The following is a 14,550-nucleotide window of genomic DNA, read 5'->3' as shown; positions in this document are numbered from 1 at the left end:
TCGACGATGAGTGCGATGTGTAGTCGGTAGCCGCGCCGATCTGTGGTCAACCATGGTGGCCCCCTCACGGTCCAGGTTGTCGCCGATCTCACACCATCGGACGACTTCGGCTGACACCGTTCGAAATTGACGGGGAGCCGCCGGTGCACTCACTTGCGAGTCGGCTCCGACCCCGGCTGTGTGTGCCCGCAACTGATGGTGTCTATTCGCGGGTGCCCTATCGTCGAGCGGTGATCGTCAAATGGGAGGCGTGGCTCGCCCGGATACGAGCGAACCTCGTGGCGCTGTGCGCGGTGCTCGTCGGCCTCGGCATCGCCGTAACGCTGCCGCTGACCTTTCCCGGCGACGGCGCGGCCAGCGATCTGGATCGCGAGCTCGCCCAGCCGATCCACGCGGCGCTGGACGACCATCCCGGCGGCTACGAGGCGCTGGTGATCCCGAGCAACGGCTACATCCTGATCCCGCTATTGCTCGCGGCCGCCGCCTGGTTCGGCTATCGGGGGCAGTGGCGGCGGGCCGTGGCGATGGTGGTGATTCCCGAGGTCGTGGTCGGAATCAACAGCTGGGTGCTCAAACCGCTGTGGGATCGACCGCTGCACGACTATCTCGCCTATCCGAGCGGACATACCGTGCATCTGGTCGCGATCGCCACCACGTTCGTCGTGCTGACCGACTCGACGCGGGCGCGCGTCGGAACCATCGTGATCGCCACCGTCGCACTGGTCTGCGCCGCAGTCGGCATGATAGGCCTCGGCTATCACCTGCCCACCGATATCGTCGGCGGCGCGGCGGTGGCGATCGCGCTAGTCGTCGTGTGCTGGAAGCTCACCAAACGCTTTCTCGCGGAGCAGCCGCGCATCGACTCCTAGATCCGCTACACCGTCGTACGACTACTGATCCGATCGAACACGCTCGCATCATCCAGCAGTGCCGCACGCAGCATGCTCTCCGGCACACCCATGCCCTCGACCAGCGTCAGCGCATCCGGGCGCAGCCGGTCGACCAGTTCATTGACACCGCGACGCACGGCCTTCGCACGTTCCACCGACATGAACCGGTGCATGATGAACCACGCCTGGTTCTCCTCGAGTAGCGAGTAGACGTACAGATCGCAGACGGTCTCGGCGAGTTCGCGCGCCTCCGGATCCGCAATTCCGGCAATACCTTCGATGAACGCCTCGAGAATCAGTCGATCGATATGCGCGGCGCCCGCGGCGAGGATGTGGTCCTGCGCATTGTTGAACGCCTCGAACGGTGCGGTGTCCTTCGCACGGGCCCGCAGCCGGTATCCGGCGGTGCGCACCAGATAGTCCTCGCGATCGGCGAACAACTGCAGCTGCACCGAGCGGCGGGACAGGTCGCCGTCGTCTACGGTGTCGTCACTGCGGTCGCGCAGCGTCTGGATCAGTTGGCGCACACCGGAACGCTTGCGAACCACATCACCGGCCATGGTGGCGGCGAAGCGCACCCAGCCGAGCGCGTCCAGATCGCGGATCTCATCGGAGTAGGCGGTAAGCAGTTCCTTGGCCACCAGCTGGGTCAGTACGACATTGTCGCCCTCGAAGGTGGTGAACACATCGGTATCGGCCTTCAGTGTGACGAGCCGATTCTCGGTGAGATAGCCTGCGCCGCCGCAGGCTTCGCGACATTCCTGGATGGCACGGGTGGCGAATCCGGTCTGTGCGACTTTGAGTCCGGCGGCCCGCTTCTCCAGGGCGCGCTGTGCGCCCGGATCGAGATCCTGACCGGTCTGCACCAGATGCATACGGCGGACCAGATCATTCTGCGCGAAGGCCAGCGCATACGACCGGGCGATCAAGGGCAGCAGCCGTCGCTGATGACTGCGGTAGTCGAGCAGCAAGGTCTCCTGGCCGCTGTCCGGATCCGAGAATTGGCGGCGCTTCAGTGCGTATCGCGTGGCAATGCTCAATGCCACCCGCGCACCGGCCGCGGCCGCACCCCCGACGCTGACCCGCCCGCGCACCAAGGTGCCCAGCGTGGTGAAGAATCGGCGGCTGGGATTCTCGATATCCGAGCTGTAGGTGCCGTCCGGCGCGACGTCGGCGTACCGGTTGAGCAGGTTCTCCCGAGGGATGCGGACCTGATCGAAGACGATGCGGCCGTTGTCGACACCGAGCAGGCCGCCCTTGAGGCCGTCGTCGTAGGTGGTCACACCTGGCAGGTCGGCGCCGTGTTCATCCCGGATCGGCACCAGGAAGCAGTGCACGCCCTGGCTCGTCCCCTCGGTGATCAACTGCGCGAAAACCGCTGCCATCCCGGCGTGTTCGGCCGCACCGCCGATGTAGTCCTTGCGAGCCGACGGTGTCGGCGAATGGACGACGAACTCCTGGGACTGCGGATCGTAGGTCGCGGTCGTCTCCAGATTCGCGACATCGCTGCCGTGACCGGATTCGGTCATCGCGAAACAGCCGAGCAGATCCAGTGATATCAACCGCTTGACCACATCGCGATGCCGTTCGGTCCCGAGGTTCTCCACTGCCCCGCCGAACAACCCCCACTGCACACCTGATTTCACCCACAGCGACAGATCGGCGTAGGCCAACATCTCCAACCCGACCACCGCCTCACCGGGCTCCCCCGTGCCCCCGTTCTCGCGTCGGAAACCACGCTCGGCGTAGCCCATCGACGCGATCGCCCGCATCTGCTCGAGCACCCGCGCCCGCGCCGCGTGGTAGTCGAGATAGGGATCGCCGGTGAACTGATCTCCCGCCAGTTGCACCCTGGCCTCGGCGCGAACCGCGCGCCATGGGCCATCGAGTGCGTCGCGGAGGTGGTCCGATGTCGAGGGGTTCTCGGTGTCAGCCATGGCACCGACATTAGTCTTTCGCCCACCCCCGGCGGCCAGTCCGCGCCGGTGGCATGCCATCCTCCGTGCCCACTTCCAAGGCGCTGACCAGCACATTCTGTCGTCTCAAATATCGTGACACGACATCTTCGCCAAACTCTTGCTTTACCATTGAACGCGTGTTTAATATACTAAACATGTGTTCAACCAGAGAGCCGTATCGCAAGGACCCGCCCAACTAGGAGGCGCCGCGTGACGCCGACCCCGAATTCGGATCTCACCACCGCCGCCCGCATTCGCGATATCGCGATCGAGGTGTTCGGTGACAACGGATTCCAGGTCGGAGTGCGCGCCATCGCCGCAGCGGCCGGTGTCTCCCCCGGACTGGTCAACCATCACTTCGGCTCCAAGGACGGCCTGCGGGCCGCCTGCGACGAGCGGGTGCTGGAGTTGATCCGCGACCAGAAGTGGAAGACCGCCACCGAGACGAACGTCGCGAAAAGCATGCTCGACGCGATGTCCGAGATCGAGGCTTACGGCCCGCTGGTCGCCTACATGGTGCGCAGCCTGCAGGCGGGCGGACCCTTGGCCGAATCATTGCTCGAGCACATGATCTCGGATGCCGAGGACTACATCCAGGCAGGCGTCGAGGCGGGCACCCTCAAGCCGAGCCGTGATCCGGCCGCGCGGGCCAAATATCTGACGATGGTCAATGTCGGCGCGACCGTTCTGTACTTCACCCTGCTGCAGCAACGCGGCGAAAAGCTGGATTACCGCAAGCTCGTTCGCACCTTGAGCGAGGAGTTCATGCTGCCCGCCGCGGAGCTCTACACCCAGGGATTCCTAACCGACCCAACGATTTTGGACACCCTTACCAAGGAGACCTGATGTCCGACATCATCGAAGTTCGCGACCTGCACAAGAACTTCGGTCACTTCGCCGCCCTGAACGGGCTGAATCTCGCTGTCCGCGAGGGCGAAATCCATGGCTTCCTCGGCCCGAACGGCGCGGGAAAGTCGACCACCATCCGCATCCTGCTGGGGATCCTGCGCGCCAGCTCCGGCGATGCCCGGCTACTCGGGCGCGACCCGTGGACCGATGCGGTCGAATTGCACCGCGAAATCGCTTACGTACCAGGCGATGTCACGCTATGGCCGTCGTTGTCCGGCGGTGAGACCATCGACCTGCTCGCCAGAATGCGCGGTGAAATCAATCCGCAGCGTCGCGCCGAATTGATCGAGCGGTTCGATCTGGATCCGCGCAAGAAGGCCCGCACCTACTCCAAGGGCAATCGGCAGAAGGTCGCATTGATCTCCGCGCTGGCCTCCGATGTGCGCCTGCTGCTGCTCGACGAACCGACCTCGGGCCTGGATCCCTTGATGGAGCAGGTATTTCGCGAATGCGTCGAGGAGGCCAACCAGCGCGGCACCACGGTGCTGCTGTCCAGCCACATCCTGTCCGAGGTAGAGGTGCTGTGCGACCGGGTGACCATCATCCGGGCCGGACGCACCGTCGAGAGCGGATCGCTGTCGGATATGCGACACCTCTCGCGGACCTCCATCACCGCCGAATTGCTCGGCGACCCAGGCGATCTCAGCCGGATCCCGGGTGTCGAGGATATCGAGCTCGACGGGTCGACGCTGCGCTGCCAGGTGGAGGGTGAACATCTCGGTGAGCTGATCCGGGTTCTCGGCGATACCGGTGTGCGCAGCCTCACCAGTGCGCCGCCGACGCTGGAGGAGCTGTTCATGCGGCACTACCACGTCGACGGCGCGACCTCGGAGCAGGCGACCGCGACCATGGAGAAGGTGGGATCATGACAACCGCAACCGTGGGCGGCAGGCATTACGCCACACCCGCCGTGCGCGGGTCGGCCGACTTCGCCGGTACCGCCCAATTGCTGCGACTGTTCCTGCGTCGCGACCGAATCGTATTGCCGCTGTGGGTATTCGCCTTCGGGCTGCTGCCCGCCGCCTATGTCAGCAGCGCCAAGGCCGTCTACACCACGCAGGCCGACCTCGAACATGCGGCGAAGTCGGTCATGGAAAGTCCGGCGCTCATTGCCATGTACGGGCCGGTCTTCAGCACCGATCTCGGTTCGGTCGGGCTGTGGAAGGCCGGGCCGTTCTACGCGATGATCGCGATCGCGACGATCCTCACCGTCATCCGGCACACCCGGGTCGAGGAGGAGTCCGGGCGCGCGGAGTTGGTCGGCGCCACCAGCGTCGGCCGCTACGCGGGGTTGACCGCCGCCATGATCATGACGGCGACCGGCTGTCTGATCGTCGCCATCTTGAGTTCTCTCGCGCTGTACGGCAGTGACCTGCCCGCCGCCGGTTCGCTGGCCTATGGCGCGACGCTCGGCGGCGCCGGTCTGGCCTGGGCCGGGGTCGCCGCCGTCGCGGCACAGGTGAGCGTGGGGGCGCGGGTCGCGCGCGGAGTGGCATTCGGTGCACTCGGCACCGCCTTCGCGCTGCGCGCGGTCGGCGACGCCGGAAACGGTGTGCTGTCGTGGTTCTCGCCGCTCGGCTGGTGTATCAATATGCGGCCATACGCCGATGAGCGCTGGTGGGTGCTCATTCCGCTGCTCACCGTCGCCGTTGTGGCCACCGTCGTCGCGTATGTACTACTGCGGCAACGTGATACCGGATCCGGCCTGCTCGCCGAGCGGCCCGGCGCACCGGTCGCTGCTCCCGCGCTTTCGGGTCCATCCGGACTGGCATGGCGACTGCAGCGCGGCTCGCTGCTGGCCTGGTCCATCGGCTTCGTGCTCTACGGATCGCTGATGGGCGGCGCCATCAACAGCGTCGGCGATATGCTCGACAACAGTAAGCAGGTCCGCGACGTGATCACCCGGATGGGCGGCACGGATGCGCTGCAGAATTCGTTCATCACCTTCGCCCTCGGCATGCTGGCCATCGCGGCCTCGGCCTACTCCATCTCGGCCGTACTGCGACTGCACGAGGAGGAGTCCAGCCAGCGCGCCGAGGCCACACTGGCCGGTTCGGTGAGCCGAGAACGCTACGCGCTCAGCCATATCGGCATCGCGCTGCTCGGACCGGTGGTGCTGTTGTTCCTCGCGGGTACGGCCGTCGGCGTCATCTACGGCATCTCGGATGGCGATCTGGCGGGCAAGCTCGGCGACTGCCTCGGCGCCGCGGCGGTGCAACTGCCCGCGGTGTGGGTACTCACCGCGATCACGGTGGCGATCTACGGGCTCGCGCCCCGCTACACGCCGGTCGCCTGGGGCGTGCTGAGCACGATGATCATCATCTTCGTCATCGGTGCGCTCGACGGACTCCCGCAGTGGGTCCGCGATCTGGTTCCCTTCGCGCATCCGCCGAAGCTGCCCGGCTCATCCTTCGAGGCCACGCCGATCCTGTGGCTGCTCGGGATCGTGACCGTGCTGCTCGGGGCCGGGATCGTGGGCTTCCGCCGCCGCGATCTGCGCTGAAATTCGAATAGCAGTGCCCCGCAACGAGTTTCACTGCTCGTTGCGGTGCACTGATCCACGTCCTCAGTCGCCGAGGAGCCGCCAAGTGGCGAGCGCGAGTCTGGCCCGGAACAGCCCGGTCGGGTCGGTCAGGTCGATGCCCATCGCCCTTCCGATCTGATCGATTCGGCGCGAGACGCTGCTGTGGTGCAGGTGGAGCAGTTCGGCGGCCCGGCGCAGCGAGGCAGTGGTGCAGTAGACATCCAGCGTCTCCAGATCCTCTGAGGTGCTTGCTATTCGGGTAATAGCGGCCACATCGGCATTGTCGCGCGCGACGGTCCGGGGCACGTGCGCGAGCAAGGCCGACGCGCCCAAATCGTCGTAGTGGACGATCGGCTGGCGTGGGCTGGCGAAGTGCAGGGCGGTGCGGGCTTCCCGCCAGGACCGGTCGGGTCGGTCGGCGGGGCCGATGCCGGCGCGGACGCCTGCCGGAAACCGCGCCGGGTCGAGGCCGGTCGCCAGGATGACACCGACGTCGGCAATAGCTGCCGCTTTCACCGGGCGGGCCGGGCAAACGAGGCTGCCGACCTGGTCGAGCGGAAGCTGTGAGCGGACGGCCACGACGCGCACCGGCAGGTCGGCGGCAAAGCCCAAGAGCCGCAACGCCCGCGCGATCGTTTGCGGACAATTCAACGCGCCGATCGCATCGTCTTCCTGGACGGCGGCCGGATCGTCGAACAGGGCACGCACGACGAACTGCTGCACCGCGGTGGCCGCTACGCCGAGTTCTGGAATGTCTCCCTGACACCGGTATCACCGTGACCAGCCGATACGGACAATCGGTTATGCCAGTTCCCGTTTCACCAATGGGAACACCCACCCTCTATGGGTAACGTCTGCTCCGTTACCAAAGCGAAATAAGCAGACGAGGCAAATGTCGAGAATTATCCAGGGCTTTACCCGACTGACCGCGGCCACTGCTGCGGGTTTGATCGGACTCGCCGTGGCGGCGCTGCCCGCGCAGGCACAGCAGAGTCCGGACAACCCGCAGTACGCGCCGACCATGCTCATTCTGGACGCATCCGGCTCAATGCAGCGCCCCGATCCGGTAGGCACCATGATGGATGCCGCCAAGAATGCCGTGCGCAACTTCGTCGGCTCCGCACCCGCGGATGCCAAAGTAGGACTGACCGTTTACGGCACGAACACCGGAAATACCGAGGCGGAGAAGATATCCGGCTGCCGTGACGTCCGGGTCCTGCACAAAGCCGAAACCCTGGACCGGAGCGCACTGACCAGCGCGGTCGACGGGATCAAGGCCAGTGGTTGGACACCGATGGGCACCGCACTGCGCCAGGCAGCCGAGACACTGCCCAAATCGGGACCGCGCTCGATCGTCCTGGTCTCCGACGGCGACGACACCTGCTCCCCACCCGAACCCTGTGAGGTCGCCCGCGAATTGAAAAAGCAGGGGGTCGATCTCGTCGTGCACACCATCGGATTCGCCGTCGACGCCAAGGCCCGCGCGCAACTGACCTGCATGGCGCAGGTCACGGGCGGTACCTACAGCGACGCCGCCGACGGTCCTGCACTCGAACGGACGCTGCCGCGCATATCTTCGGCCGCGCTGCGCAATTACAAGGCCGTCGGCATCCCGATCACCGGCGCCCCGACCTACGGCGCCGCGCCGGTCGCCACCCCGGGCCAGTATCTGGACACCATCGGTCAGCGGGAAAAGCGTTACTGGGCAGTCGATGTCCCGGCGGGCGCAACCGCGTATTTCAGTGGCACCCTTTCCTTTCCGCGATTGCGTGATATCTCCCCGACCGACGATCTGAACTCGCTGCAAATGCGGGTCTACGGTGCGGATGGCGAGGACTGCAATGTCTTCGAATTCGAGGCCTCCACCAGTTCCAGCGACGGTGCCGCGCTCACCGTGGCCAAGGCCTTCGACGGCGCGACCAAGGAACGCAAGGGCAACAGCGGCTCCGACAAATGCAAGGGCGGCGGCCGCTACTACTTCCAATTGACCTGGGAGAAGGTATCCGCCGGTGTGCCGGAGCGACTTCCGATCGAACTGATCGTCGGTATCGAGCCCGCGGTGACCGACGCCGGTCCGGTCGCGGTCGCACCGCCGACGAGCTTCGTCGAACCCAGTGGTGCGGGCACGCCGGTATCCGGCGGCTCGTCGTTCACCGTGGCCGGTACCCTGCCGGGCAGCGGTCGCTACACCGATACGCTCCAGCCGGGTGAATTCGTGTTCTATCGCGTCAGATTGGACTGGGGTCAGGGCCTGGCGTATCGAGTTCGGTTCGGAGCCAATGGCGGTCGTGGACTCGACAACCTCTCCAGTATCCGGACCACTCTCTACAGCCCGATCCGCGAGCAGATCGATTCGGACTTCTCGTCCTATACCGGCACCGAGGGCGTACTGCCGACGAATAATGCGATAGCCACGGTGCCGATCCGGTACACCAACCGCAAGGCCGACCAGTTGGAGTCACGGCGGGAGGCGGTGGCCGGTTGGTATTACATCGCCGTCAAACTCGGCTCGACCTTCGAACAGGGCGAAAACCGCCCGGTGTCGGTGCAATTGGATCTCACCGTCACCGATACCAAGGAGAGCGGTCCGACATACGCGGGCACCATCGGCGATGGCGTTTTCGGTGAGAATTCGACCGGTGTGAAGACACCGACGAGCCGCACACCCGGTGCGGCCCCCGCGGTGGCGGAATCGAGGGCGTCCGAATCGAATTCGTCGACCGGCTTGATCGCGGTCGCCGTGATCGGCGTTGCGATCATCGGCGTGGCCGGTGTGCTGGTCGGATTGCTCGTGGCACGCAGGCGACGCGGTTAGCCGGAAGGCCCGCTGACACCCACGGGGACGGCAGCCCGCTGAGCCGGCGGTGGTGAGTACGGGTGTCAGCGGGCTGCTTCGAGACCGAGCTTTCCGGCGAGGCGGGTCAGGTATGCGCGCACGTCATCGGCTTCGCGGTCCGGCAGACCGAAAACCGCTTCGGTGATACCCAATTCGGCCCACCGCGCGAGCTGTGCCGCATCATGACGTCCGGCCAGCGCGATGATCTCCGGGCTGCCCTCGCGCTCGTGCTCGCGCCAAACCCGGTGCAGCAGTTCGATCTTCTCCCCGAGGCCGTCCTCGGTGGGGGTGGTGAGCCAGGCGTCCGCATTCTTGGCCAGCCAGGTGAACGACTGCTCGGTCCCGGCCGCACCGAGAATCACCGGAATCCGCTTCTGCACCGGCTTGGGCCAGGACCAACTGGGCCCGAAATTCACGAACTGTCCCGCGAAGCTGGCTTCCTCCTCCGACCACAACGCGCGCATGGCATCGAGATGTTCACGCAATACCGTCCTGCGCTTGTTGGCGGGCACCCCGTGATGCGCCATTTCGTCGGTATTCCAACCGAAACCGACGCCGAGGCTGACCCGGCCACCGGACAGATGATCCAGTGAGGCGAGGGTTTTGGCCAGGGTGATCGGATGGTGTTCGGCGGGCAGGGCGACCGCGGTGGACAACGTGATCCGGCTGGTAACCGCCGCCGCGGTGGCCAGCGCGACCCACGGGTCCAGCGTGCGCAGATACCGATCGTCGGGCAGGCTCGCATCCCCGGTGCGCGGATGCGCCGCCGCCCGAACCACCGGGATATGGGTGTGTTCGGGCACATAGAAGGCGTCGAATCCGGCTTGTTCGGCGGCCGCGGCCGCATCGGCGGGCGTAATGCCCCGGTCACTGGTGAACAACACAATTCCGTACCGCACCGTGCACGCTCCCATCTGCAAATTAGAACAAGTTCTATCACCTTTGGCGGCTTCGACCAAGTGTCCGGACAACCGTCCACCCCTAGAGACGGCCCCTCGGACCACTGCGGATGCGAACCAGGGCCTCGGTTGACTACGGTCGCGCTCATGGGTCCGGACACATTTCCAGGAGGAGACGACACCGCCCCGGGCGATCAGGCGGCCAGGCGGCCGCGATTGCGCTTCCTGCGAGCGCCCCGCGTTCCGGTCGTCAAACAGGCGGTCGATCTGCTGGTCGCCGACCGTCCGGCCACCGCCGATCACATCGTCGCCGCACCGACGCCGCTGCAGCCGATCGATCTCACCGACGATGCGCGCGTCGCCGAGGTGCTCGATCTGGCCGTGCGGGTAGGCGAGGTGGTGCTCGCCTCGGGCACAGGTGTCAACGACACGATGGCCCAGGTGCGCTTCATCGCCGCCACCTACGGACTGGCCCGCTGCGATATCGACGTCACCTATGACGCGATCAGGATCTGGGCCGACCGCGGTCCCCTGCTGCCGCCCGCCAGCAGCATGCGGGTGGTCAAGTACCGCTCCCTGGACTTCACCCGCCTCGCCGCGGTCGACCGGCTCACCCGCCGCATCCGCAATGAGGTTGTCCCACCCGGGGATGCCCGCGCCCGACTGGACGCGGTCACCTCCGCGCCGCATCCGTACCACCGCTGGGTCGCTACCTTCGGCTGGTCACTGCTCGCCGCATCGATCGCGGCGCTGCTCGGCGGCGGCTGGCTGGTCGCCGCGGTCAGCTTCGGCACCACCCTGGCCATCGACCGCGTCAATCGCGTCCTGAATCGCTACGGTCTGCCGTTCTTCTTCCAGCATGTGGTAGGCGGCGCCGTCGCGGCGACACCGGCGCTGCTGCTGGCCACCCTGGCTGCGACCCTGCATATCGATGTCGACCCGACACTGGTCATCGCGGCCGGAATCACCGTGCTGCTCAGTGGATTGCAGCTGGTCGGCGCGGTGGAGGATGCGATAACCGGCGCGCCGATCACCGCGACCGCCCGCATGCTCGAGGTCATGATGATGACCGGCGGCATTATCGCGGGCATCGCGATGGCACTGCGGGTCGGCGATATCCTCGGCGCCACGATCCCGCCGGTCTATCTGACCTCCAGCCGCGATATCACCGATCTGCCGATCAAGATCGCGGCCGGTGCGGTGGCCGCACTGGCCTTCGCACTCGCCTGCTACGCCGAGCGTCGCGCGCTCGCCGCGGCCGCATTCGGCGGTGCCGCGGGCACCATCTCTTTTCTGCTCGTACAGCATCTCGGCTTCGGTCCGGTGATCTCCTCCGCAGTCGCCGCGACGCTGGTCGGTCTGGCCGGTGGTCTGATGGCGCGGCGGGCGCTGACTCCCCCGCTGGTCGTCGCGCTCGCGGGCATCACCCCGCTGCTGCCGGGGCTGAAGGTGTATCGCGGGCTCTATGCCCTGCTCAACGACGAGCTGCTGATCGGAGCCAATCAGGTGCTCGCGGCGGTCGGCGTCGGTTGCGCGCTGGCAGCGGGCGTCACCCTCGGCGAGTGGTTCGACCGCACTGTGCGCAGGCCGCGCATCCTGAGCCGATTCGGCTCGATCCGCCGGCCGGTCATCGTGCGCATACGCCGGCTCCCGCGCCACCCGGGGCGTCGCGAATCCGGCCGTCGATCATGATGCACAGGTAGCTGCCAGGGACAGCCGGTATGGTTATACCGATTAGTTAGGGTGCCCAAAGCTGTTGCGGCCCCGGTCGGCATCGGTGAGGTGGTTCAGAAATGTCGGATACGGTCCCGTTCTCCACGGCGATCCGCACCGCCACCGCACGGCGGCACGAAGAGGCGGAGAACTCCTCGTTCATCAGTGACATGCTCGGCGGCGAACTCGGCATCGACTCCTACCACCGCTACACCGCCCAACTCTGGTTCATCTACCACGCCTTGGAAGACCGCTGGGACGCCCTGGCCGACGATCCGATCGCGGGTCCGTTCATCCGTACCGAACTGGCCAGGACCGCGGAACTGGAACGCGACCTCGCGCACCTCATCGGCACCGACTGGCGCGACGCCCTCGAAGCGCTGCCCGCCACGGCCGCCTACGCCGCCCGCATAGACGAATGCGCCCGCGAGTGGCCCGCCGGGTACATCGCGCACCACTACACCCGCTATCTCGGTGACCTCTCGGGCGGCCAGGTCATCCGGGGGACCGCCGAGAAGTTGTGGAATCTCCCGCATCGCGGCGACGGTGTGCGCTTCTACGTCTTCGACGCGCTCGGCAATCCGGCGGCCTTCAAACGCGAATACCGCGGTCTGCTCGACCAATTGCCGCTCGACGATCTCGAACGCCGCCGGGTGCTCGACGAAGGACAGCGGGCCTTCGCGCTGAATACCGCGGTATTCGCCGAACTCGCCGCCGAATTCCCGGCCCGCCGCCCCAGCTGAGTCTCAGTACGCACCCTCCCCGCGCGCGACCGCGCCGATCGTCTTGGCGATCAACAGCAGATCCAGGATCATCGACCAGTTCTCGACATAGGACAGATCGAGGCGCACCGCATCCTCGAGCGATAGATCCGAGCGTCCACTCACCTGCCACAGACCTGTGACCCCCGGCTTCACCAGCAGCCTGCGCCGCGTATTGCCGTCGTAGGTGTCGACCTCACCTCCGGTCACCGGGCGCCACACTGCTGTGTGGGCACCCTGGGTGGAAAATTGCCCACCCCTCGGGTTTGCCGGGCGATCCCTGAGGTTCCTACTTTCGGCGGGGCGGAGCGACGACAGTCATATGTAGTCCCGATGTCGCCTCTCCCCGAAGGAATACACAGTATGCAGCCGAGTTACGTCCACCACGTCCGGCAGCAAGTATGCGAATACGAGGATACGAGGTCCTACACCTACCTGCGTGAGGCCGGTCGCGAGCTCATCGAGGAGATCGTCAGCTACCGCGAACTCGATCGCGACGCCAGGGCCGTGGCCGCTTGGTTGGCCGATCGTCCGGAGTCGGCGCAGCCCGTTGTGCTCCTCTACCAGGACGGTATGGCGTTTCTGCGGGCATTTCTCGGCTGCCTGTATGCCGGTGTCGTGGCCGTTCCCGCGCCGCTGCCGAACTACGAGCGCAGCGCCGACCGGCTAGCGGGCATAATCGCGGACTCCGGCGCCCGGTTGGTGCTCACGACCACCCAGTTCCAGCCACTGGTCGCGGCGACCACAACCGCGGTCGTCGCCGCCACCGACGGCCCGCTCGGCGACCCCGACGCCTGGCAGATGCCCGATATCGACTCCGGGACGATCGCATTCCTGCAATACACCTCGGGATCGACGGGCACCCCGAAGGGCGTCGTCGTGACGCACGGCAATCTTATGCACAACGAGGCGGCCATCGCCGTCGGTGGCGGGCTGGACGATACCGCGACCGGTGTCGCCTGGATCCCGCACTTCCACGACATGGGCCTGATCGGCTTTTTGCTCGGGGCGGTGTACTCCGGCGGGAATCTGGTGTTCATGTCGCCGATGACATTCCTCAAGCGTCCAGTGCGCTGGCTGCAGGCCATCAGCAAGTATCGAGCAACTTACACCGGCGCGCCGAATTTCGCATATGACCTGATCGTGCGCCGAGTAACCGACGAGCAGCTGGCAGATCTCGATCTCAGCAGTCTGCGGTCCGCGTTGTGCGGCGCCGAGCCGGTTCGCGAACGGACCGTGGCGGCGGTAAACGAGCGGTTCGCGGTCGCAGGATTGCAGCCCACGGCATTCGTGCCGGCCTACGGCCTGGCGGAGGTGACGCTGCTCGCCAGCTACGGACGGATCGACGCGGCACCGGTCTACCTCGACGCCGGACGCGATACCCGGCTCGTTAGCTGCGGACGCGCGGCGCGCGGTCTCGACATCCGCATTGTCGACCCGCACACGCGCAAACAGGTGCCGGACAACACTGTCGGCGAGATCTGGATTCGCGGCGAGAGTGTTGCGGCCGGCTATTGGAACCGTCCCGACGAGACCCGCGAGACCTTCGACGCGCACATCGGCACCGAGGGGCCGTTCCTGCGCACCGGTGATCTCGGTCTGCGGCACGACGAGGAGCTGTTCGTCGCCGGTCGGCTCAAGGATCTGCTGATCATCAACGGCCGCAACCTCTATCCCCAGGACGTCGAGGAACTGGTGGGCGAGCTGCATCCGGCACTCGCCGGCAGCGTCGGCGTCGCCGTATCCGTCGACGCGGGGGGCCGGGAACGAATGGTCGTGCTGCATGGCATCAAGAAGGCACTGCTGGGCGACGCCACACTCAACGAGCTGACCTCGGCGATCAAAATCGCGGTCGCCCGAGGGTTCGATGTGCCCGCGCCGAATGTCGTTCTCGTAGAAACCCGTTCGGTGCATCACACCACCAGCGGCAAGGTCCAGCGCAGCTCGATGCGGGCGGCGTTCCTGGGGGATCGCATCGAGGGTGTCCTGCACGAAGATCTCGAACCGGCACTGAGCCGATCACTGACCGTCTGACCGACCCGTACCGCCGAGGAGCCGAA

11 protein-coding genes and 1 pseudogene are annotated in these 14,550 nt (G+C 66.1%); 8 read left to right on the top strand and 4 right to left on the bottom strand.

Annotated features, from left to right (window positions below; all coding sequences use genetic code 11):
- The first annotated feature begins 230 nt into the window (after nucleotides 1-230).
- A complete protein-coding gene (locus OIE68_RS05650) occupies nucleotides 231-869 on the top strand; it encodes a phosphatase PAP2 family protein (protein ID WP_327098330.1) in 639 nt (212 codons plus the stop codon).
- Between the two features lie 5 nt (nucleotides 870-874).
- Here OIE68_RS05650 and OIE68_RS05645 read toward each other — a convergent pair whose 3' ends face one another.
- Entirely contained in the window at nucleotides 875-2,827 is a 1,953-nt protein-coding gene (locus OIE68_RS05645) for an acyl-CoA dehydrogenase (protein WP_327098329.1), read from the bottom strand.
- Nucleotides 2,828-3,058: 231 nt separating this feature from the next.
- On the opposite strand from OIE68_RS05645, the gene OIE68_RS05640 reads away from it, so the two are divergent.
- From OIE68_RS05640 to OIE68_RS05630, 3 genes are read left to right on the top strand one after another with little or no spacing between them, the layout of a single operon-like run.
- Nucleotides 3,059-3,694, top strand: coding sequence for a TetR/AcrR family transcriptional regulator (locus OIE68_RS05640; protein WP_327098328.1), 636 nt, complete (start codon nucleotides 3,059-3,061; stop codon nucleotides 3,692-3,694).
- Nucleotides 3,694-4,626, top strand: coding sequence for an ABC transporter ATP-binding protein (locus OIE68_RS05635; RefSeq protein ID WP_327098327.1), 933 nt, complete (start codon nucleotides 3,694-3,696; stop codon nucleotides 4,624-4,626). The genes OIE68_RS05640 and OIE68_RS05635 overlap by 1 nt, the downstream gene beginning before the upstream one ends.
- Complete coding sequence (locus OIE68_RS05630; protein WP_327098326.1) at nucleotides 4,623-6,260, top strand: ABC transporter permease; 1,638 nt, start codon at nucleotides 4,623-4,625, stop codon at nucleotides 6,258-6,260. Before OIE68_RS05635 ends, OIE68_RS05630 begins: the two co-directional genes overlap by 4 nt.
- Nucleotides 6,261-6,323: 63 nt before the next feature.
- On the opposite strand, the gene OIE68_RS05625 is transcribed toward OIE68_RS05630, so the two are convergent.
- The gene (locus OIE68_RS05625; RefSeq protein WP_327098325.1) at nucleotides 6,324-7,004 is read right to left on the bottom strand and encodes a PucR family transcriptional regulator; all 681 of its coding nucleotides are present in this window, start codon (nucleotides 7,002-7,004) and stop codon (nucleotides 6,324-6,326) included.
- Nucleotides 7,005-7,173: 169 nt separating this feature from the next.
- Between OIE68_RS05625 and OIE68_RS05620 the strand changes: the two genes are divergently transcribed.
- Nucleotides 7,174-9,096, top strand: coding sequence for a vWA domain-containing protein (locus OIE68_RS05620; RefSeq protein WP_327098324.1), 1,923 nt, complete (start codon nucleotides 7,174-7,176; stop codon nucleotides 9,094-9,096).
- 65 nt (nucleotides 9,097-9,161) lie between these two features.
- Here OIE68_RS05620 and OIE68_RS05615 read toward each other — a convergent pair whose 3' ends face one another.
- On the bottom strand, nucleotides 9,162-10,016 hold the full coding sequence (locus OIE68_RS05615; protein ID WP_327101580.1) for a TIGR03619 family F420-dependent LLM class oxidoreductase: 855 nt from the start codon (nucleotides 10,014-10,016) through the stop codon (nucleotides 9,162-9,164).
- A 147-nt stretch (nucleotides 10,017-10,163) separates the two neighbouring features.
- On the opposite strand from OIE68_RS05615, the gene OIE68_RS05610 reads away from it, so the two are divergent.
- Nucleotides 10,164-11,708, top strand: a complete 1,545-nt coding sequence (locus OIE68_RS05610) for a threonine/serine ThrE exporter family protein (protein WP_327098323.1) — start codon at nucleotides 10,164-10,166, stop codon at nucleotides 11,706-11,708.
- A 101-nt stretch (nucleotides 11,709-11,809) separates the two neighbouring features.
- Entirely contained in the window at nucleotides 11,810-12,472 is a 663-nt protein-coding gene (locus OIE68_RS05605) for a biliverdin-producing heme oxygenase (protein WP_327098322.1), read from the top strand.
- 3 nt (nucleotides 12,473-12,475) lie between these two features.
- Here the strand turns inward: OIE68_RS05605 and OIE68_RS05600 are convergent.
- Nucleotides 12,476-12,706, bottom strand: a pseudogene (locus OIE68_RS05600) (sugar transferase); the annotation flags it as partial.
- A gap of 147 nt (nucleotides 12,707-12,853) precedes the next feature.
- Between OIE68_RS05600 and OIE68_RS05595 the strand changes: the two are divergent.
- Complete coding sequence (locus tag OIE68_RS05595; RefSeq protein WP_327098321.1) at nucleotides 12,854-14,524, top strand: fatty acyl-AMP ligase; 1,671 nt, start codon at nucleotides 12,854-12,856, stop codon at nucleotides 14,522-14,524.
- Nucleotides 14,525-14,550 lie beyond the last annotated feature (26 nt).

It is taken from the genome of Nocardia vinacea, from assembly GCF_035920345.1.
GTDB lineage: Bacteria > Actinomycetota > Actinomycetes > Mycobacteriales > Mycobacteriaceae > Nocardia > Nocardia vinacea_A.
The sequence above is the reverse complement of the archived record's forward strand: the minus strand, read 5'-3'. Positions and strand labels throughout refer to the sequence as shown.

Coding starts and splice junctions, on each gene's coding strand:
- OIE68_RS05620 (WP_327098324.1), top strand. CDS start 7,174: ATGTCGAGAATTATCCAGGGCTTTACCCGACTGACCGCGGCCACTGCT.
- OIE68_RS05645 (WP_327098329.1), bottom strand. CDS start 2,827: ATGGCTGACACCGAGAACCCCTCGACATCGGACCACCTCCGCGACGCA.
- OIE68_RS05635 (WP_327098327.1), top strand. CDS start 3,694: ATGTCCGACATCATCGAAGTTCGCGACCTGCACAAGAACTTCGGTCAC.
- OIE68_RS05605 (WP_327098322.1), top strand. CDS start 11,810: ATGTCGGATACGGTCCCGTTCTCCACGGCGATCCGCACCGCCACCGCA.
- OIE68_RS05630 (WP_327098326.1), top strand. CDS start 4,623: ATGACAACCGCAACCGTGGGCGGCAGGCATTACGCCACACCCGCCGTG.
- OIE68_RS05610 (WP_327098323.1), top strand. CDS start 10,164: ATGGGTCCGGACACATTTCCAGGAGGAGACGACACCGCCCCGGGCGAT.
- OIE68_RS05595 (WP_327098321.1), top strand. CDS start 12,854: ATGCAGCCGAGTTACGTCCACCACGTCCGGCAGCAAGTATGCGAATAC.